This window comes from Rhodococcoides trifolii (assembly GCF_014635345.1).
In the GTDB taxonomy this organism is placed as follows: Bacteria; Actinomycetota; Actinomycetes; order Mycobacteriales; family Mycobacteriaceae; genus Rhodococcoides; species Rhodococcoides trifolii.
The window spans coordinates 279716-298264 of sequence record NZ_BMCU01000003.1; the positions used below are offsets into that span (position 1 = coordinate 279716).

The following is an 18549-nucleotide window of genomic DNA, read 5'->3' on the forward strand; positions in this document are numbered from 1 at the left end:
TCCGTCGCATCCGCCCCTGAAGACGACGGAAATCGTACTATTCTCTGCATTCACCGGATCGATCCTCGGAGTGAACATGAGCAGTGCCGTACCGCCGGCGTCCCACGCACCGGGTACCACCAGCAAGGGCCTGAACGCGGGCGCGCTCGGGCTCGTGGGCAACGTCGTCATCGGACTCTCCGCGGTCGCGCCGGCGTACAGCCTGGCCGCGACGCTCGGCTACGTCGTGCTCGCGGTCGGCGACAAGGCACCGTCGATGTTTCTCGTCGCGTTCGTTCCGATGTTGTTGACCGCCTTCGCATATCGCGAACTGGGTCGAGACACACCGGACTGCGGCACCTCGTTCACGTGGGGTACCAAGGCATTCGGGCCGTGGGTCGGCTGGATGGCCGGCTGGGGTCTCGCCGTGTCCGCCATCATCGTGCTGGCCAACGTGGCCGAGATCGCAGCCATCTATCTGTTCGAGTTTCTCGGCTTCGACGGCGCCGCCGATTCGACCTTCGCGAAGGTCGCACTGGGCTGCTTCTTCATCGTGTCGATGACGTACGTCAGTTTCCGCGGCATCCTGATCAGCGAGCGTATGCAGAACGTGCTGATCGTGGTGCAGTTCGGAGTTCTCGTCGGCGTCTCGGTCATCGCTCTGTACAAGGTGTACTCCGGCAGCGCCGGGCCGCAGGCGATCACCCCGCAGTTGAGTTGGATCGTCCCGACCGGCCTGACGATGTCCGATGCGGCGCAGGCGATCATCCTGTGCATCTTCATCTACTGGGGTTGGGACGCGTGCCTTGCCGTAGGCGAAGAAACGAAGGACTCGGAGAAGACACCGGGGCGCGCCGCTGTCATCACCACACTGATCTTGGTGCTCACCTACGTTCTCGTGGGCTACGCCGTGCAGTCCTTCGCCGGCTTCGGTGACACGGGCATCGGGCTCAACAACCCCGACAACGTCGACGACGTCCTGACGATCCTCGGCGATCCCGTCGCCGGTTCGATCGCGGCGTCGCTGCTGCTGCTCACCGTGTCGATCTCGGCTCTCTCCTCGACCCAGACGACCATCCTTCCGACCGCGCGCGGCACGCTCTCGATGGCGGTGTACGAGGCCATCCCCAAGCGGTTCGCCAGCGTCCACCCGAAGTACATGACCCCCGGTTTCGGAACCCTCGTGATGGGCGCAGCGGCGCTGCTGTTCTATCTCGTGCTGACCTTCGTCAGCTCGAGTGCGCTGCAGGATTCGGTGGCCTCGCTGGGACTGGCCGTCGCGTTCTACTACGGGATCACGGCCTACGCCTGCGTGTGGTACTTCCGCCGCACGCTGACGTCTTCGGTACGAAACCTGTTCATGCGCGGCATCTTTCCGCTTCTCGGCGGCCTGTCGATGACGTGGGCCTTTGTGCAGAGCGCAGTCGACATGATCAAGCCGGACTACGGGTTGACCGCCTACGGGCCTGTCGGCGGAGTCTTCGTCCTCGGCGTCGGAATGTTGGTGCTGGGCATTCCACTGATGCTGCTCTGCTTCGTGGGCAACAGGGACTTCTTCCAGGGCAAGACCCTCGACGCGAACACCGAAGTCAAAGTCCCCGACACGTACTGACATCTCAGCGAAGGACACTTCTGATGCATGTGACCGTCGGCTACCTCGCGACGCCCAGCGGCGACGACGGCGTCGCCCTCGCGGCTGCCTTGGCCACCACGCTCGACGCGACGGTCGACGTCGTGCTCGTGCTGGCCGGCGACGACCCGCCCATGGAGGGCAGTGGCCCCTATCGCAAGGTGCTCGAAGCCAAGGCGGCCGGTTGGCTCGACGCTGCCGTCACGCAGTTTCCGAGTTCGGTCACCGTCGCAGCACATACCGTCTACAACGAGTCGTTCGCCGAAGGTCTCGTCGAGTTCGCGGAGACCCATCACTCGGACATGATCGTGCTGGGCGCTGCCGGTGACAGCATTCTGAACCGGCATGCGGTGGGTTCGGTCGCGGGCGCCCTCCTTCATGCGTCGCCGGTTCCGGTGGCGTTGGCACCACGGGGTTTTCGTGATCGCGGCGTCACCGAGATCACCGGCTTCACCGTCGCCGTACCGACACGCCAAGCGTCCGCCAACCCGCTCCCCTTCGCCATCACGCTGGCCAGCGCTGCGCACGTACCCCTGCGCCTGATGTCCCTGGTCTCTCTCGAACCGGGCGGATACGGACCGGACGGCCCGTCGCGCGAGACACGGCAGAAGTACGTCGACGCGGCGGAAGCGAACCTCGACATCGCGATACGCGCTCTTCCGGACACTCCGGGTCTGGAGTCGATCGTTGCCGACGGGTCGACGTTGGAGGAGGCAGTGTCCTCCCTCAGCTGGCGCGCCGGCGACGTTCTGGCCTTGGGTTCGGGCCGCTTGGGTCAGCCCTCACGGGTGTTTCTCGGCTCCGGCGCGGCCAAGATCCTGCGGGCGACGACGGCGCCGGTGATGGTGGTGCCGCGGGAGTTCGAATAGATCGGGCCCGCATGGTGGCAGGACGTTCAGGAATCGAACCCCAACCCCACCTTGTTCATGGCTCGAAGCCACAATCCCGACTTGCCCTCGTTGCGGTCCGCCCGCGCAAAAGCGTTGCGGGTGATGGTGATTCCTATCCACCGCAGCGGTTCGGGTGGGAACGGCAGCGGCTTCGTCCGCACCATGTTCAGCCGGGTCCGCTCGGTGTCGAGCCCGTCCACGAGGTCGAGTGCGGTTCGCGCGCCGAAGTGCGACGCGCCGACACCCAGGCCGGTGAACCCGAGCACCGACACCACGCGGCCGTTCATCGAGACGTCCCAGAAGGCACTGAAGCGCGAGCAGGTGTCGATGGAGCCGCCCCAGGCGTGCGAAGCCTCGAGACCCACCAACGACGGGAAGTACTGCAGAAGGTGTTCCGCCAACAGTGCGAAGGCGTCGGGGTCCTGCTGGTGTCTCGGGTCGGTGTCGTTGCCGTAGAAGTAATGAGCGTCCCACCCGCCGAACAGAATTCGATTGTCGGCGGTGAGCCGGAAGTAGTGGAACCGGTGCCCGCCGTCCGCGAGTCCTTCCCTGCCGCTCCAGCCGATCGAATCGAGCTGCTCCTGCGTGAGCGGCTCGGTCATGATCGAGTGATCCCACACCGGGACGATCCAGTGCCGCAGCTTACGCAGCACCGGTGTCGTTGCCGCCGTGGCCATCACGACCTTCGACGCCGTCACGACGGCGTATCCGGTCGTGAGTCGGATGCGGTCTCCGCGCTGCGCCAGAGACGTCACCCTCGAGTTCTCGTACACACGTACCCCGAGTCGCTCGGCCGCGGCGGCCAGTCCCCACACCAGCTTTCCCGGGTCCACCATGATGACGTCGGGATCGAACGCGCCGCCCAGAGCACGAGGGGATGTCACTCTCGACGCAATGTCGGCGGCATCGAGGAACTCCATGGCCTGGCCCAGACCTCGGGCGTCGTCGACCAACTCCCGTAGCTCGTCGACCTGGTACGGGAAGTTCGCGATGTCCAGCTCACCCGTGCGTTCGAAGTCCGCCTCGATTCCGAGGTGAGCACACGTCGACTCGATGGCGTCGAGGGTTTCGGTGCCCATCCTGAGCAGTGTCGGCAATTCGTCTGCGTAGCGGTCCATTCCGTTGCCGAGACCGTGCGTCAGACTGGCCGAACAGAACCCGCCGTTGCGGCCGCTCGCTCCGTCGCCGATTCGCCCCCCTTCGAGCAGCACGATCGACCGGCCCGGGTTCTCCTCTGCCGCCTGCACCGCGGTCCACAGACCGGTGAACCCGCCGCCGACGACGACCAGGTCTGCACTCACCTCACCGACGGCGCGCGGGCGCGGGTCCGGTCGCTCGGGCCGGTCCAACCAGAACGACTCCGGCGCAGCGCTCGCCACCATCAGTGAGCCGCGGCGTGTCGGGGCCGTCGCCCAGGGTGTCGTCGTTCCCGGGGTGGTCATGATCCGAACACCGTTCTGTGCCATGGCTTTCGAGCGATGCCGGTGATGTCGGTCATGATGTGTTTGACGGTCAGGTACTCCTCGAACGAGTACGTCGACATATCTTTGCCGAAGCCGGATGCACCGAACCCGCCGTGCGGCATCTCGCTGATGATCGGAATGTGGTCGTTGATCCAGACACATCCGGCGTCGATCTCGCGAGACGCGCGGCCGGCCCGATACACGTTCGTGGTCCACGCCGACGCGGCGAGTCCGTAGGGAGTGTCGTTGGCTCGCCGGATGGCGTCGTCGTCCCCGAAGTGGCGGCTCACGGTCAGCACCGGCCCGAACACCTCGTCGCGGTAGATCTCTGCGTCCTCCTCGACATCGGCGACCAGGGTGGGCGGGTAGAACGCGCCCGCTCCGCTCGGTGAACCGCCACCGGTGACGATGCGCGCGCCGCTCGTGCGAGCACGGTCGACCATGGCGTGCACCCGATCTCGATGGTGTCGCGAAATCAGTGATCCCATGTCCGTCGACGGGTCCATGGGATCACCGACGACCACCCGCTGCATCGTGTCGGCCACGCCGTCGACGAAATCGTCGTACACCGCGTCTGCCACGATGGCCCGCGTGGCAGCGGTGCAGTCCTGCCCTCCGTTGATCAGTGCACCGGCCACCGCGCCGTGGATCGCCGCCTCGAGATCCGCGTCCTCGAACACCACGAACGGCGCCTTGCCGCCGAGTTCGAGTTGCACGCGGGTGCCGTGGGTCGCGGCCTCCGCCATGACACTGCGGCCTACCGGCGTGGAGCCGGTGAAGGTCATCACGTCGATACCGGGGTGGCGCGCGAGCGATGCGCCTGCGTCGAGGCCCGTACCGGTCACGACGTTGAAGACCCCGTCCGGCAGACCGGATTCGGTGGCCAGCCGGGCGAGCCGCAACGTGGTGAGGGGGGTGAGCTCGGCCGGTTTGAGTACGACGGTGCAGCCGGCCGCCAACGCGGGGATCACCTTCCACACCGCCATCTGCAGCGGGTAGTTCCACGGCGTGATCGAACCGACCACGCCGACGGCGCCTCGTCTGATGCTCGACGTGTGGTCGGGTGAGTACTCGGCAGTGGCCTTGCCCTCCAGGATGCGAGCGGCACCGGCGAAGAAGTCGATGTTGTCGATACTGCCCGGCACGTCGAACTCGCGGGCCAAGCGGATCGATTTCCCGGTCTGCGCAACCTCTTCGGCCACGAATTCCTCCGCGTGAACCTCCACGGCTCGCGCCAGTGCAGCGAGCACCGAGGACCGTTCCGCCGGCGAGCGCCGCGACCACGGCAGAAACGCCGTACGGGCGGAGGCGACCGCACGGTCGACGTCGGCGGCAGTGGCCAACGTCAGACTCACCATGTCGTCGTCGGTAGCCGGGTTCTGCACGACGAACACCTCACCCGACCCCTCTGCGGGTGCACCGTCGATCCAGCAACCGGGAACTCGAGAGGCGCTCATGCCTATCGATGCTACAACCGAATCCACTGATTTCCGACCTATCGACGACGGATTCCTGCGTTCTACGGCCCGAATGGACTTGAATTCGTGACACGGAAGGGCAAGAATCGGTGCATGCCCGATCAGCCCGTGTCACTCGACGCCGTCTCCAAGGCAATCATCGAGCAACTGCAGGAGGACGGCCGCCGGTCCTACGCTGCCGTGGGGAAAGCAGTCGGCCTGTCCGAAGCCGCTGTGCGACAACGCGTTCAGAAGCTGACCGACAGCGGAGTCATGCAGATCGTCGCGGTCACCGATCCCCTTCAGGTCGGGTTCGCGCGGCAGGCGATGATCGGCATTCGGTGCACGGGTGACACGGACGAGCTGGCTCGGTCACTGTCCGAGATCGACGAGATCGACTACGTCGTCCTCACCGCCGGATCGTTCGACGCCATCGTCGAGGTGGTGTGCGAAGACGACCTGCATCTGCTCGAACTGCTGAACAAGAGAATTCGCGCACTACCCGGAATCACCAGTACCGAAACCATGGTCTATCTCAAACTCGTCAAGCAGCAATACAATTGGGGAACACGATGACCGCAGTCACCGACGCCACGTCCACCACAACTGATCTCGGTGCGAAGGCCGCCCGGCACTTGTGGGGGCATTTCGCTCGCCACGGCGAGGGCATCACGCCGCCCATCATCACTCGCGGTGAGGGCGCCACCATCTGGGACAGCCACGGCAAGAGCTACATCGACGGGTTGTCGGGACTGTTCGTGGTGCAGGTCGGCCACGGCCGCACCGAACTGGCCGAGGCCGCCGCGCGCCAGGCCAAGGAATTGGCGTTCTTTCCCCTCTGGTCCTACGCCACCCCACCTGCCATCGAACTCGCCGAGCGGCTCGCCGGGTACGCACCGGGCGATCTGAATCGCGTCTTCTTCACCACCGGCGGCGGCGAAGCCGTCGAGAGCGCGTGGAAACTGGCCAAGCAGTACTTCAAGAAGGTCGGCAAACCCGGTAAACACAAGGTGATCTCGCGCGCGATCGCATACCACGGCACTCCGCAGGGCGCGCTGGCGATCACGGGAATTCCCGCTCTCAAGGAGCCGTTCGAACCGCTCACCCCCGGAGCGTTCCGCGTGCCCAACACCAACATCTACCGCGCCCCCGCGCCGATGGACACCGACCCGAAAGCGTTCGGCCGGTGGGCCGCCGATCGCATCGCCGAGGCCATCGAGTTCGAGGGACCGGACACCGTCGCCGCGGTGTTCCTCGAACCCGTACAGAACGCCGGCGGGTGCTTCCCTCCCCCGCCCGGCTACTTCGAACGCGTACGCGAGATCTGCGACCAGTACGACGTGCTGCTGGTGTCGGACGAGGTGATCTGTGCGTTCGGTCGTATCGGATCGATGTTCGCCTGCAACGACTTCGGGTACGTACCCGACATCATCACCTGCGCGAAGGGCCTGACATCGGGCTACTCGCCCATCGGCGCGATGATCGCCTCCGATCGACTGTTCGAGCCGTTCGACGACGGGCACTCCTCGTTCGCCCACGGCTACACATTCGGAGGGCACCCGGTGTCCGCCGCGGTCGCGATGGCCAACCTGGACATCTTCGAGCGCGAAGGAATCAACGCCCATGTCGCCGAGAAGGCGCCGGCGTTCCGCGCCACTCTGGAGAAGCTGAACGACCTACCGATCGTCGGAGACGTGCGCGGCGAGGGATTCTTCTACGGCATCGAATTGGTGAAGGACAAAGCCACCAAGGAGACGTTCGACGCCGCCGAATCCGAACGCATTCTTCGCGGCTTCCTGTCCACGGCCCTGTTCGACGCGGGCCTGTATTGCCGCGCCGACGACCGCGGCGACCCGGTGGTGCAGCTCGCCCCGCCGCTCATCTGCGACCAGCCGGACTTCGACGCGATGGAGTCGATTCTGCGAAACGTGCTCACGGAGGCCTGGACGCTGCTTTAGGCGCTCCGCACACGGGTGTGAAAAAGAGTCCTCCAGCACTCTTTTTCACACCCGTGTGCCGCAGGCGCCTACAGAGGATCGAGAATGCGCTTCAGGAACTGCTGAGTCCGTTCCTGTTTCGGCTCCGCCAGAACCTCTGCGGGCGTTCCGCTTTCGAGCACCACGCCGTTGTCGATGAACAGCACCTGATCGGCCACCTGCTGCGCGAACTTGATCTCGTGTGTCACCACCACCATCGTCCACCCTTCGGCGGCGAGGTTCTTCATCACCACGAGCACCTCACCCACCAGCTCGGGGTCGAGGGCCGACGTCGGTTCGTCGAACAGCATCAATTCCGGCTGCAGTGCCAGCGCCCGCGCGATGCCGACTCGCTGCTGCTGACCACCCGACAGCTGAAACGGATACGAGTCGGCCTTGTCGGCCAGGCCTACCTGGTCGAGGAGGACTCGCGCGTCCTTCGCCGCCTCGTCGGCGGGACGCTTCTGCACCACGACGGGCCCCTCGACGATGTTCTGCAGCACCGTCTTGTGGGGAAAGAGGTTGTGGCTCTGGAACACCATGCCGCTCTGCGCGCGAAACGACTTCAGCACGCGCTTGTCCACCGTGCTGCCGAAGTCCGCGGACACGTCGTCGATTCGAATGGTGCCGCCGTCGGCGACGTCGAGTGCGTTCAGGGTGCGCAGCAACGTGGTCTTGCCCGATCCGGACGGTCCGATCACCACGGTGACCGTGCCGGACTGCGCGCTGAAGCTGACGTCGCGGAGAACGGGCACACCGTCGAATTCCTTACGGACACCCTGCACGTCGAGCAACGGTTCTGTCATTTCGCCACGTACCTGTCGAGTCGGACTTCGAGTTTGCCCTGGAAGAAGGACAGAATGATGCAGATGATCCAGTAGTACAGCGCCGCAACCGAATACAATGCGAAGAAGTCGAACGTCGGCGCCGCGGCCAACTGGGCGACGCGCAGAAGTTCGGTCACCAGAATCGTCGACGCCAGCGAGGTGTCCTTCACCAGCGAGATCAGCGTGTTGGACAACGGCGGGACCGCGGTGCGCATCGCCTGCGGCAACACGATGCGCTGCAGCGTCGTCCGATATCCCATGCCGATTGTCTGCGCCGCTTCCCACTGCCCTTTCGGCACGCTGAGAATGGCAGCACGGATCACTTCCGCCGCGTAGCCGCCGACGTTGATGCTGAACGCGATGATCGCGGCGGGGAACGGATCGATCACCACACCGAACTGCGGCAGCGCATAGAAGACGATGAACAACTGCAGCAGAAGCGGAGTCCCGCGCACGATCGAGACGTAGAACCGGGCCAGCAACGAGAGCGGGCGGATCGAGGAGATGCGCGCTAACGCCACCGCCAATGCGATGACCAGACCGATGACGAAGCTGATCGCGGTGAGCGGCAGCGTCGTGGTCACGGTCGCCTTCAGCATCGGCACCAGGTTGTCGCCGATGAGCGACCATTTCGACGGCCCTTCCGCCGCCGCCGTGGTCTGGGTGGGCGGCTGCGCCGTCGCCAGATCGGGAGCCGAGACGTCGCTGCCGAAGTATCGGTCACCGATCTGGGCCAGCGTTCCGTCTGCCTGCAGGTCGATCAGGGCGGAGTTCACCGCGTCCATCAGGCCGCTGTCCTTGCGGGCGGCGAACGACTGCTCGCTGGTGTCGCCGGTCTGTGCCGCCACCTTGACCGCCGGGTCCGCAGTCTGTTTCTGGTACTCGGCGATGGCCAACGAATCGTTGACCGTCGCGTCCACGCGACCGTCCTTGACGAGGGTGACCGCCTGCACGAAACCTTCGACGGCCTCGACGTTCGCTCCCGCGTCTTGCGCGACCTGCGCCCAGCTGCTGGTCGACGACTGTGCGGTGGTCTTACCGGCCAGGTCCGCGATCGAGGAGATGGACGTGTTGTCGGTGCGGGTGAGGATTTCCCCCTCGGACACCGTGTAGGGCAACGACAGGTCGTACTTCGACTGCCGGTCCGCGTTGATCGTCACCTGGTTCGCGATCAAATCGAAGCGCTGCGATTCCAGTCCCGCGAAGATCGAGTCGAACGGCGTCTGCACGAACTCGACGCGGACGCCCAGCTTCTCCCCGACGGCGCGTACGACGTCGACGTCGTACCCGGTCAGGGTGCCATCGCTCCCCTGGAAGCTGAACGGGCTGTACGTCCCCTCGGTGCCGACGACGAGCACCCCGTCGGACTGAACCGAATCGATCAGCGGGCCGGACGACGACCCACACGAGACGGTCGCGACGGCCACCAGCACGGCCGCGACGACGAGAGCAATTCTGCGGCGCATCACCGAAAGATAGCCCGTCAACGCACCGTGTCGATGACCAACGGCGCGGTGGGCGGCGCGTCCGCACCGATGTCCCACCCGCCGGTGAGGGCGTCGATCGCCGAGTCGAACCGTTCGGGGGTGTCGGTCGAGAGGGTGAACAGCGGCTGGCCTGCGCGGACGGCATCACCGGGCTTCGCGTGCATCGTCACTCCCGCACCGAACTGCACCGGTTCACCCTGCCGTTCCCGACCGGCGCCGAGGCGCCAGGCGGACACGCCGACGGCCATGGCGTCGAGGCGGGTGAGGACGCCGTCGGAGCCTGCAGTCACCTGGTGCGTGTGGCGGGCAACCGGCAAGTTAGCGTCGGGGTCCCCGCCCTGCGCCGAGATCATGGCCCGCCATCGGTCCATGGCCCGCCCGTCACGCAGACGCTCCCGCGGATCGACGTCGTCGATACCAGCGGCGGCCAACATCGCGGCGGCGAGTTCGACGGTCAACTCGACGATGTCGTCCGGACCTCCGCCGGCCAGTACCTCGACGGATTCGGCGACCTCGAGGGCGTTGCCGGCGGTCAGGCCCAGTGGTGTGTCCATTCTCGTCAGCAGAGCGATGGTCCGCACGCCGGCGTCGGTGCCGAGATCGACCATCGCAGCGGCCAATTCGCGCGCCTGCTCGGCGGTCTTCATGAAAGCCCCGGTGCCCACCTTGACGTCGAGCACGAGTGCCGACGTGCCTTCGGCGATCTTCTTGCTCATGATCGAACTCGCGATCAACGGGATGGACTCGACGGTGCCGGTGACGTCACGCAGCGCGTACAACCGCTTGTCGGCCGGTGCGAGGTCGGCTCCGGCCGCGCAGACGACTCCGCCCACCGCGGGATCGGCCAGGATGGAGTGGATTTCGTCGTTCGTCAGGTCTGCGCGCCACCCCGCAATGGATTCGAGTTTGTCCAGCGTGCCCCCGGTGTGGCCGAGACCGCGACCCGAGAGCTGCGGAACCGCGGCGCCGCACGACGCGACGAGCGGGGCGAGGGGGAGCGTGATCTTGTCACCGACACCGCCGGTGGAGTGCTTGTCGACGGTCGGTCGCGGCAACGACGAGAAGTCGAGGCGCGTTCCGGACGCGATCATCGCGTTCGTCCACGACGAGATCTCCTCGCGATTCATCCCGCGCAGCAGGATCGCCATGGCGAGTGAGGACATCTGCTCGTCGGCCACCGTGCCGCGCGTGAAGCCGTCGACCACCCAGTCGATCTGCTCCGAACTCAGGACATGACCGTCACGTTTGGTCGCGATGATGGATACGGCGTCAGGCATGATTCACCTGCCCTGCCGCCAGATCGTCGGGTCCGAACGCATCGGGCAGCAGAGACGACAGTGTCCTCGGTCCCGACGTGGTGTCGATCAACAACTCTCCGCCTCCGAATTCGAACAGCACTTGTCGGCATCGCCCGCACGGGAGCAGAACTGCCCGGCGGCTGTCGCAACAGGCGAATGCGATCAGTCGCCCACCACCCGAGGAATTCAGCGCGGACACCAATCCACACTCCGCGCACAGACCCAAACCGTATGAGACATTCTCCACATTGCACCCCGAGACGATCCGACCGTCCGACACCAGGGCAGCTGCTCCCACGGGGTAGTTCGAATAGGGGGCATAGGCGTGTTGCATAGCTTCATGGGCGTTGTCCCGCAACAAATTCCAGTCGATTTCCACCATGGCGGGCAATCCTGTCACGTTGCGGTCGACCATGCACCCATTCCATTCCCCACGCCCGCCGATTTTGGGAAGGCAAACCTAAGAAAAGGGTTGCCGCCCTTGGGAACCACGTGTCGGCGCTGTACCCCGATCCGCATGGGTTTACAGTTTCAACTAGTGGATTCACCCTTCGCGACGAGATGGATCCGAGACTTGCCGCACCAACAGCGGGGCGACGATCATCCGGGCCTTTTCACTGTCGTCGCGTCCATCAATGATGTTGGAGGCACTGCACTCGATGGCTAGTACGACAGAAGTCGCTCCCACGCGGGAGCGCACACGGTCGCTGTACCGCGGGGACCCCGGCATGTGGTCCTGGGTGTTGCACCGAATCACCGGTGTCGTCACCTTCTTCTTCCTCTTCGTTCACGTCCTCGACACGGCACTCGTCCGCGTCAACCCCGAGGCGTACAACGACGTCATCGACACGTACAAGACGCCGATCGTCGGTCTGATGGAACTGGGCTTGGTCGCTGCCGTGCTCTACCACGCACTGAACGGCATCCGCATCATGGCGGTCGACTTCTGGTCCAAGGGTCCGAAGTACCAGCGTCAGATGCTGTGGGCCATTGCCACCATCTGGCTCGTGGTCATGATTCCGGGTGCGGCACGCATCCTCTACAACACGTTCGCGGGGCACTGAGACATGGCAACCCAAGAAGCCGGCAACAACCTCGCCCGCACGATCGGCACGAATCACGATCGCCCGGCCGCCCTAGACAACCCCCGAGCGCCTCGACGCGCCAACCGTGGCAACTTCGAGATGTACGCCTGGCTGTTCATGCGTTTCTCGGGCCTCGCACTCATCGTGCTGGTGCTCGGCCACATGTCGATCATGCTGCTGCTCGACGAGGGCGTGCACCGCATCAACTTCGCCTTCGTCGCCGGCCGTTGGTCCAGCCCGTTCTGGCAGGTCTGGGACCTGTCGATGTTGTGGCTGGCTCAGCTGCACGGCGGCAACGGCCTGCGCACGGTCATCGCCGACTACTCGCGCAAGGACTCGACGCGGTTCTGGCTCACCACGCTCCTGGTCCTGTCGATGATTCTGATCATGGGTCTCGGCACGTACGTCATCTTCACGTTCGACCCCAACATCACCGCCAGCTAGGGGAGACAAACCACATGCAGGAACATCGTTACGACGTGCTCATCGTCGGCGCAGGTGGAGCAGGCATGCGTGCCGCCATCGAGGCCGGCCCACGCGCTCGCACCGCAGTTCTCACCAAGCTCTATCCCACACGCAGCCACACCGGCGCGGCTCAGGGCGGCATGTGCGCCGCCCTCGCCAACGTCGAGGAGGACAACTGGGAGTGGCACACCTTCGACACGGTCAAGGGCGGCGACTACCTCGTCGACCAGGACGCTGCGGAGATCATGGCGAAGGAAGCCATCGACGCGGTGCTCGACCTCGAGAAGATGGGGCTGCCCTTCAACCGCACCCCCGAAGGCAAGATCGACCAGCGCCGTTTCGGTGGGCACACCCGTGATCACGGCAAGGCCCCCGTCCGCCGTGCGTGTTACGCCGCGGACCGCACCGGACACATGATCCTGCAGACGCTGTACCAGCAGTGCGTCAAGCACGACGTGGAGTTCTTCAACGAGTTCTACGCGCTCGACATCGCGCTCACGGAGACGGACAACGGACCCGTCGCCACCGGCGTCATCGCGTACGAGCTGGCCACGGGCGAACTTCACGTGTTCCATGCCAAGTCGATCGTGTTCGCCACGGGCGGGTCGGGACGTATCTACAAGACGACGTCCAACGCCCACACCCTGACCGGCGACGGCATGAGCATCATCTTCCGTAAGGGTCTGCCGCTCGAGGACATGGAGTTCCACCAGTTCCACCCGACAGGTCTGGCGGGTCTGGGCATTCTGATCTCGGAAGCGGTGCGCGGCGAGGGCGGAATCCTCCGCAACGCGGACGGCGAACGATTCATGGAGCGCTACGCCCCCACCATCAAGGACCTCGCTCCCCGCGACATCGTCGCGCGTTCGATGGTGCTCGAGGTGCTCGAAGGTCGCGGCGCCGGACCGAACAAGGATTACGTCTACATCGACGTGACTCACCTCGGCGCCGACGTTCTCGAGGAGAAGCTCCCCGACATCACCGAGTTCTCGCGTACCTACCTCGGCGTCGACCCGGTGACCGAACTCGTGCCCGTGTACCCCACGTGCCACTACGTCATGGGCGGCATCCCCACCAAGATCCGCGGTGAGGTACTGCGCAACAACGACGACGTCGTTCCCGGTCTGTTCGCGGCCGGCGAGTGCGCCTGCGTGTCGGTGCACGGCTCGAACCGACTCGGCACCAACTCGCTGCTCGACATCAACGTCTTCGGTCGTCGCGCCGGAATCGCCGCTGCCGAGCACGCCAACAGCGTCGACTTCACGCCGTTGCCCGAGGCACCGCAGCAGATGGTCGAGAACTGGCTCGAGCTGATCCTGTCGGATCACGGCCACGAGAAGGTCGCGACCATCCGCACCGAGCTGCAGCAGTCGATGGACAACAACGCGTCCGTCTTCCGCAGCGAGGACACGCTGAAGCAGGCGCTGACCGATATCCAGAGCCTCAAGGAGCGCTACGCGCACATCACGGTCCAGGACAAGGGCAAGCGCTACAACAGCGATCTGCTCGAGGCCATCGAGCTGGGCTTCCTGTTGGAGATGGCCGAGGTCACCGTGGTCGGTGCGCTGAACCGCAAGGAATCACGCGGTGGGCACTCTCGCGAGGACTACCCCGATCGCGACGACGTGAACTACATGCGGCACACCATGGCGTACAAGGAGGGAACCGACCTCCTGTCGGATATCCGCCTCGACTACAAGCCTGTTGTGCAGACCCGTTACGAGCCGATGGAGCGTAAGTACTGACATGAGTGCCCCCGTCATGGACAAGCCGACCAGCGACCTGCCCGAGGTTCCCGAGGGTGCGGTCATGGTCACGCTCAAGATCGCTCGCTTCAACCCCGAAGACGACAAGGGTGCGCACTGGGACAGTTTCCAGGTCCCCAGTCTGCAGACCGACCGTCTGCTGAACCTGCTGCTCTACACAAAGAGCTACTTGGACGGGACGCTCACATTCCGTCGCTCGTGCGCACACGGCGTGTGCGGCAGCGACGCGATGCGCATCAACGGCGTCAACCGGTTGGCATGCAAAGTGCTCATGCGCGACCTGCTGCCGAAGGATGATTCCAAGCAGATCACCATCACGATCGAGCCCATCCGCGGACTGCCCGTGGAGAAGGACCTGATCGTGGACATGGAGCCCTTCTTCGACGCGTACCGCGCCGTGAAGCCGTACCTGATGGCCAGTGGCAACGAGCCGACCCGCGAGCGGATCCAGTCCGCAACGGACCGCGCACGTTTCGACGACACCACCAAGTGCATTCTGTGTGCTTGCTGCACCACCTCGTGCCCGGTGTACTGGAGCGACGGCAGCTACTTCGGCCCCGCCGCGATCGTGAACGCGCACCGCTTCATCTTCGACAGCCGTGACGAGGGTGCCTCGGAGCGTCTGGACATCCTCAACGACGTCGAGGGTGTGTGGCGCTGCCGCACCACCTTCAACTGCACCGACTCGTGCCCCCGCGGCATTCAGGTCACGAAGGCGATTCAGGAAGTCAAGAGAGCGCTGCTGTTCGCTCGATAGCCGGCTGCGCCGCCTGTGCGCCTTTAAGTACCTACGACGGTACTTAAAGGTGCACAGGCGTTTCTAGACGAAGGCCGAGTACCCGGTGATGCCTCGCCCCACGATCAGGCTGTTCATCTGCGATGTTCCCTCGTAGGAGTAGAGCGCCTCGGCGTCCATGAAGTACCGGATCACGTCGTGTTCGAGCAGAATTCCGTTGCCGCCCATGATCTCTTTGGCCCAGCCCACCACTTCGCGCAGGCGCGTGGTGCAGTACGTCTTGGACAACGCGGCGTGCTCGTCGAGGTGCACACCCTGATCTTGGAGCTGTGACACGCGCAGTGCCATTCCCATGCATGCGGTGATGTTGCCGGCCATCCGCGCGATGAGATCCGAGATCAACTGGAACGACGCGATCGGTTCCCCGAACTGAACGCGCTCGCGCGAATAGGCGACGGCACGCTCGTACGCCCCCATCATGACGCCGACCGCGCCCCAGGCAACGCCACCTCTGGTGAGCCGCAAGACCTTCGAGGTATCTGCGAACGTGTTCGCGTGTTCGAGCTTGTTGGCGGCGGGCACCCGACAGTCCTCGAGGTAGACGTCGGCGTTCTCCACGGCCCGCAGTGAGTACTTGCCTTCCATCTTCTCGACCCCGAATCCGGCGAATTCCTTCTCCACGACGAATCCCTTGACCTCGCCGTCCTCCTCGTCCTTGGCGTAGATAATGACGAGGTCTGCAAATGTCGCGTTGCCTATCCACCGTTTGCGACCGTTCAGCACCCAGTCGTCACCGTCGCGCCGTGCCGTCGTCTCGAGGCCACCGGCAACGTCCGAGCCGCCATGTGGTTCGGACAACCCGAAGGCGCCGATCTTCTCCATGCGGCGCATCGGCGGAAGCCACCTGTCCTTCTGCTCGTCGGAGCCGAGGATGGCGATGCTGCTCATGGCCAAGCCGCTGTGCACGCTGAACATCGTGCTCGTCGACGGGTCCACCCGCGAGAATTCGAGCCCCAACCACCCCGTCAGGACCTTGCGCGCCGGCTTGCGCCCGTCGAAGTCGTACCCGAGGCCGACGATGTCGAGTTCGGCCAACCGGGGCAGAAGGTGCACCGGCGACTCGCCCTTTTCCCAGAACTCGTTGGCGCGCGGCGCCACCTCGTCACGGAGGAACGCACGGACCTTCAGGATGATCTTCTGCTCGTCGTCGGTCAGGGCATCCTGATAGCCGAACAGATCGGCGTCGAGGAAGTCGGGGCTCAGTGGTTCGAGGGGTTCGTGCTTGCTCATCGAGGAGACTCCTTCGTCTGTCGGTCACGTCGAACATGTCGACGACTACCCACAAGACTGACGGGTGCGCACCCCTTACGTCTGCGAAACGATCTTCTCCGTCACGGCCGATTCACCGTTCGACACGGACGGTCCGACGCTCGTTCATAGAGATCACCAGCGCGTCCGCCACCAGACCCGCGGCGAGACCGTCGAGCGCGGAGGCGAGCTCCGACGGCCGACCACCGTCGATGGAATCCACCCATTCCTGCAGCTCGATGCGGTACGCGTCGGCATACCTGGGGATCCAATCGGCCGGGTACGCGACCGATCTCGTGCGATCGCGGTCGACGACGACCTGCGACGGCAATGTCAGTGCGGCAGTGCCGATCTCGCCGACCACTTCGCACCGGGTGTCGTATCCGTAGCGCGCGTTCAGGAATACTTCGACGGTCACCAGAATGTCGGATTCGGTACGTAGCAGCATGATCTGCGGGTCCTGTCGCGACCCGGAGTTGCGAGACGTGCGCCCCGCGTGCCAGCTCACCTCGGCGATAGGCGAGTCGAGCAACCAGGGCACGACGTCGAGTTCGTGGATGGCGGAGTTGGTGATGGTCGATGCCGAATCACCACCCGGCCAGGTGTCGACGGTTCTGCTCACGCAGTGCGCGAGAAGTGCGTCGCCGATCTCGCCCGACAGAACGCGTCGCCTGAGCTCCATGTAGGACGGGTCGAACCGGCGCATGAACCCGACACTCACCAACCCTCGGCCGGCGTCCGCGTCGATCACCTCGCGGCATTCGACTGCCGTCGGCGCCAATGGCTTCTCGCACAGGACCGGCTTGCCCGCGGCCAACGCTGCGAGAACCAGTTCCTTGTGTGTGGAGTCGTGCGAGGCGATGATCACCGCGTCGACGCCGTCGTCGTCGATCAGCGTTCGTCCGTCAGCGAAGGTCACCGCGTCGCGCATCTCGGACGCCACCGCGACCGCGCGCGCGTGGTCGAAGTCGGCGATCGCGACGACGGACGCACCGGCGATCCGTCGGTCGATGGTGCGTGCGTGGTCGGCGCCCATGACTCCGACGCCGACAATTCCCACCCTGATAGTCACGACAAAAAGTATGACATCAGATTGTCCTGACAAATAGGCATTTGGCGATCTACAGTTTCCCCATGACGACGTTGCCGACATCACGGGTGCGCGACCCACGAGACGCCCCCGTCCTGCGCTGGGGAATCCTCGGGCCCGGATGGATCGCACACCGGTTCGTCGAATCACTGGCCGCCCGCACCGGGCAACGGGTGATGGCAGTGGCATCGAGGAACCGGGACCGAGCGGAGTCGTTCGCCCACACGCATTCGATCGACGCGGCGTTCGACTCCTACGACGCTCTGCTCGCATGGGCGGATGTCGACATCGTGTACGTCGCAACGCCGCACACCGAGCACCATGCGTGCGCGCTCGCTGCACTCGCGGCGGGCAAACACGTGCTCGTGGAGAAGCCCTTGGGGGTGGATGCGGCGCAGGCGGCCGAGATCGGTGCCGCCGCAACCCGAGCGGGCCTGTTCGCGGGAGAGGCCATGTGGACGAAGTTCCTCCCCAAATTCGATGTGGTGCAGCAGATTATCGATATCGGGATGCTCGGCCCGGTGCGAACGGTCCTCGCGGACCACGGCGAGCATTTCACTCCCGACCACCGCATCTACGACCCCGCGCTCGCCGGCGGTCCGCTGCTCGACCTCGGTACGTACGTCGCCGGTTTCGCGTACTCCGTTCTCGGCGTACCGACCACGGTCGCAGCGATCGGACAACCGGCGAACGAGCACATCAACGGGCAGGTGTCAGCGGTCCTTGCCGACTCCCGGGGCAATCAGGCCGTCCTGAACACGACGATGCTGACGAACACCCCCACGACGGCGACGGTCTGCGGCGAGGACGGGATTCTCGAGATCGCCGGGCCCTTCTTCATGCCCGGACCGTTCACGGTGTCCTTGCGCAACGGCACGGTCCTGACCTACGCCGAGGACCCGGGCACGCAGGTGGACGGTCTGCACTACGCGGCCGTGGATGCGGCGAGGTGTATTGCCGACGGTCGTACCGAATCCGCTGTGCACCCCGTAGTCGACGCGGTCCGCACTCTCGCGATCATCGACGAGATGCGCGCTCAGCTGGGGATCAGCGTCTGACACTGAGGTGTTCTTGATGTCTTTTTGGGGTTGT

At 64.9% G+C, this 18549-nt stretch carries 17 protein-coding genes; 9 read left to right on the forward strand and 8 right to left on the reverse strand.

Annotated features, from left to right (window positions below):
• Positions 1-76: 76 nt before the first annotated feature.
• Positions 77-1591 carry an APC family permease gene (locus tag IEW02_RS14565; protein WP_188545573.1) on the forward strand — a complete coding sequence of 505 codons (1515 nt, stop codon included), beginning with the start codon at positions 77-79 and terminating at the stop codon, positions 1589-1591.
• A gap of 23 nt (positions 1592-1614) precedes the next feature.
• Positions 1615-2478 (forward strand): universal stress protein, encoded by an 864-nt coding sequence (locus IEW02_RS14570; protein WP_188545574.1) that lies wholly within the window; start codon positions 1615-1617, stop codon positions 2476-2478.
• 26 nt (positions 2479-2504) lie between these two features.
• Here the strand turns inward: IEW02_RS14570 and IEW02_RS14575 are convergent, their stop codons facing one another.
• Together IEW02_RS14575 and IEW02_RS14580 are read right to left on the reverse strand one after the other, a co-directional pair.
• A complete protein-coding gene (locus tag IEW02_RS14575; RefSeq protein ID WP_188545575.1) occupies positions 2505-3941 on the reverse strand; it encodes an NAD(P)/FAD-dependent oxidoreductase in 1437 nt (478 codons plus the stop codon).
• On the reverse strand, positions 3938-5419 hold the full coding sequence (locus IEW02_RS14580) for a gamma-aminobutyraldehyde dehydrogenase (RefSeq protein ID WP_188545576.1): 1482 nt from the start codon (positions 5417-5419) through the stop codon (positions 3938-3940). The genes IEW02_RS14575 and IEW02_RS14580 overlap by 4 nt, the downstream gene beginning before the upstream one ends.
• A gap of 114 nt (positions 5420-5533) precedes the next feature.
• Between IEW02_RS14580 and IEW02_RS14585 the strand changes: the two genes are divergently transcribed.
• Positions 5534-5995: an Lrp/AsnC family transcriptional regulator gene (locus IEW02_RS14585; protein WP_188545577.1), complete on the forward strand. Its 462-nt coding sequence runs from the start codon at positions 5534-5536 to the stop codon at positions 5993-5995.
• Entirely contained in the window at positions 5992-7377 is a 1386-nt protein-coding gene (locus IEW02_RS14590; RefSeq protein ID WP_188545578.1) for an aspartate aminotransferase family protein, read from the forward strand. Before IEW02_RS14585 ends, IEW02_RS14590 begins: the two co-directional genes overlap by 4 nt.
• Before the next feature lie 68 nt (positions 7378-7445).
• Here the strand turns inward: IEW02_RS14590 and IEW02_RS14595 are convergent, their stop codons facing one another.
• Genes IEW02_RS14595 through IEW02_RS14610 form a run of 4 tightly spaced genes read right to left on the reverse strand, consistent with a single transcriptional unit; the run spans position 7446 to position 11386 of the window.
• Positions 7446-8201 (reverse strand): amino acid ABC transporter ATP-binding protein, encoded by a 756-nt coding sequence (locus IEW02_RS14595; protein ID WP_188545579.1) that lies wholly within the window; start codon positions 8199-8201, stop codon positions 7446-7448.
• Positions 8198-9688 carry an ABC transporter permease subunit gene (locus IEW02_RS14600; protein WP_188545580.1) on the reverse strand — a complete coding sequence of 497 codons (1491 nt, stop codon included), beginning with the start codon at positions 9686-9688 and terminating at the stop codon, positions 8198-8200. Before IEW02_RS14600 ends, IEW02_RS14595 begins: the two co-directional genes overlap by 4 nt.
• A gap of 17 nt (positions 9689-9705) precedes the next feature.
• Positions 9706-10986 carry a thymidine phosphorylase gene (locus tag IEW02_RS14605; RefSeq protein ID WP_188545581.1) on the reverse strand — a complete coding sequence of 427 codons (1281 nt, stop codon included), beginning with the start codon at positions 10984-10986 and terminating at the stop codon, positions 9706-9708.
• Positions 10979-11386 (reverse strand): cytidine deaminase, encoded by a 408-nt coding sequence (locus IEW02_RS14610; RefSeq protein WP_188546131.1) that lies wholly within the window; start codon positions 11384-11386, stop codon positions 10979-10981. The genes IEW02_RS14605 and IEW02_RS14610 overlap by 8 nt, the downstream gene beginning before the upstream one ends.
• A 280-nt stretch (positions 11387-11666) precedes the next feature.
• On the opposite strand from IEW02_RS14610, the gene sdhC reads away from it, so the two are divergent.
• The 4 genes from sdhC to IEW02_RS14630 are packed head-to-tail and all read left to right on the forward strand — an operon-like array spanning position 11667 to position 15080.
• Positions 11667-12071 carry a succinate dehydrogenase, cytochrome b556 subunit gene (gene sdhC, locus IEW02_RS14615; RefSeq protein ID WP_188545582.1) on the forward strand — a complete coding sequence of 135 codons (405 nt, stop codon included), beginning with the start codon at positions 11667-11669 and terminating at the stop codon, positions 12069-12071.
• Between the two features lie 3 nt (positions 12072-12074).
• Positions 12075-12536 (forward strand): succinate dehydrogenase hydrophobic membrane anchor subunit, encoded by a 462-nt coding sequence (locus IEW02_RS14620; protein ID WP_188545583.1) that lies wholly within the window; start codon positions 12075-12077, stop codon positions 12534-12536.
• 14 nt (positions 12537-12550) lie between these two features.
• Entirely contained in the window at positions 12551-14302 is a 1752-nt protein-coding gene (gene sdhA, locus IEW02_RS14625; RefSeq protein WP_188545584.1) for a succinate dehydrogenase flavoprotein subunit, read from the forward strand.
• Position 14303: 1 nt separating this feature from the next.
• Positions 14304-15080, forward strand: coding sequence for a succinate dehydrogenase iron-sulfur subunit (locus IEW02_RS14630; RefSeq protein ID WP_188545585.1), 777 nt, complete (start codon positions 14304-14306; stop codon positions 15078-15080).
• Positions 15081-15143: 63 nt separating this feature from the next.
• Here IEW02_RS14630 and IEW02_RS14635 read toward each other — a convergent pair whose 3' ends face one another.
• A complete protein-coding gene (locus IEW02_RS14635; protein WP_188545586.1) occupies positions 15144-16349 on the reverse strand; it encodes an acyl-CoA dehydrogenase family protein in 1206 nt (401 codons plus the stop codon).
• A gap of 112 nt (positions 16350-16461) precedes the next feature.
• Positions 16462-17439 (reverse strand): Gfo/Idh/MocA family protein, encoded by a 978-nt coding sequence (locus IEW02_RS14640; protein ID WP_188545587.1) that lies wholly within the window; start codon positions 17437-17439, stop codon positions 16462-16464.
• Between the two features lie 62 nt (positions 17440-17501).
• On the opposite strand from IEW02_RS14640, the gene IEW02_RS14645 reads away from it, so the two are divergent.
• Positions 17502-18515: a Gfo/Idh/MocA family protein gene (locus IEW02_RS14645; protein WP_188545588.1), complete on the forward strand. Its 1014-nt coding sequence runs from the start codon at positions 17502-17504 to the stop codon at positions 18513-18515.
• The last annotated feature ends 34 nt before the right edge of the window (positions 18516-18549 follow it).

Excerpts from the sequence above, each read along its gene's own strand:
- IEW02_RS14565 (WP_188545573.1), top strand. The coding sequence starts at position 77 with ATGAGCAGTGCCGTACCGCCGGCGTCCCACGCACCGGGTACCACCAGC.
- IEW02_RS14570 (WP_188545574.1), top strand. The coding sequence starts at position 1,615 with ATGCATGTGACCGTCGGCTACCTCGCGACGCCCAGCGGCGACGACGGC.
- IEW02_RS14575 (WP_188545575.1), bottom strand. The coding sequence starts at position 3,941 with ATGACCACCCCGGGAACGACGACACCCTGGGCGACGGCCCCGACACGC.
- IEW02_RS14580 (WP_188545576.1), bottom strand. The coding sequence starts at position 5,419 with ATGAGCGCCTCTCGAGTTCCCGGTTGCTGGATCGACGGTGCACCCGCA.
- IEW02_RS14585 (WP_188545577.1), top strand. The coding sequence starts at position 5,534 with ATGCCCGATCAGCCCGTGTCACTCGACGCCGTCTCCAAGGCAATCATC.
- IEW02_RS14590 (WP_188545578.1), top strand. The coding sequence starts at position 5,992 with ATGACCGCAGTCACCGACGCCACGTCCACCACAACTGATCTCGGTGCG.
- IEW02_RS14595 (WP_188545579.1), bottom strand. The coding sequence starts at position 8,201 with ATGACAGAACCGTTGCTCGACGTGCAGGGTGTCCGTAAGGAATTCGAC.
- IEW02_RS14600 (WP_188545580.1), bottom strand. The coding sequence starts at position 9,688 with ATGCGCCGCAGAATTGCTCTCGTCGTCGCGGCCGTGCTGGTGGCCGTC.
- IEW02_RS14605 (WP_188545581.1), bottom strand. The coding sequence starts at position 10,986 with ATGCCTGACGCCGTATCCATCATCGCGACCAAACGTGACGGTCATGTC.
- sdhC (WP_188545582.1), top strand. The coding sequence starts at position 11,667 with ATGGCTAGTACGACAGAAGTCGCTCCCACGCGGGAGCGCACACGGTCG.
- IEW02_RS14620 (WP_188545583.1), top strand. The coding sequence starts at position 12,075 with ATGGCAACCCAAGAAGCCGGCAACAACCTCGCCCGCACGATCGGCACG.
- sdhA (WP_188545584.1), top strand. The coding sequence starts at position 12,551 with ATGCAGGAACATCGTTACGACGTGCTCATCGTCGGCGCAGGTGGAGCA.
- IEW02_RS14630 (WP_188545585.1), top strand. The coding sequence starts at position 14,304 with ATGAGTGCCCCCGTCATGGACAAGCCGACCAGCGACCTGCCCGAGGTT.
- IEW02_RS14635 (WP_188545586.1), bottom strand. The coding sequence starts at position 16,349 with ATGAGCAAGCACGAACCCCTCGAACCACTGAGCCCCGACTTCCTCGAC.
- IEW02_RS14645 (WP_188545588.1), top strand. The coding sequence starts at position 17,502 with ATGACGACGTTGCCGACATCACGGGTGCGCGACCCACGAGACGCCCCC.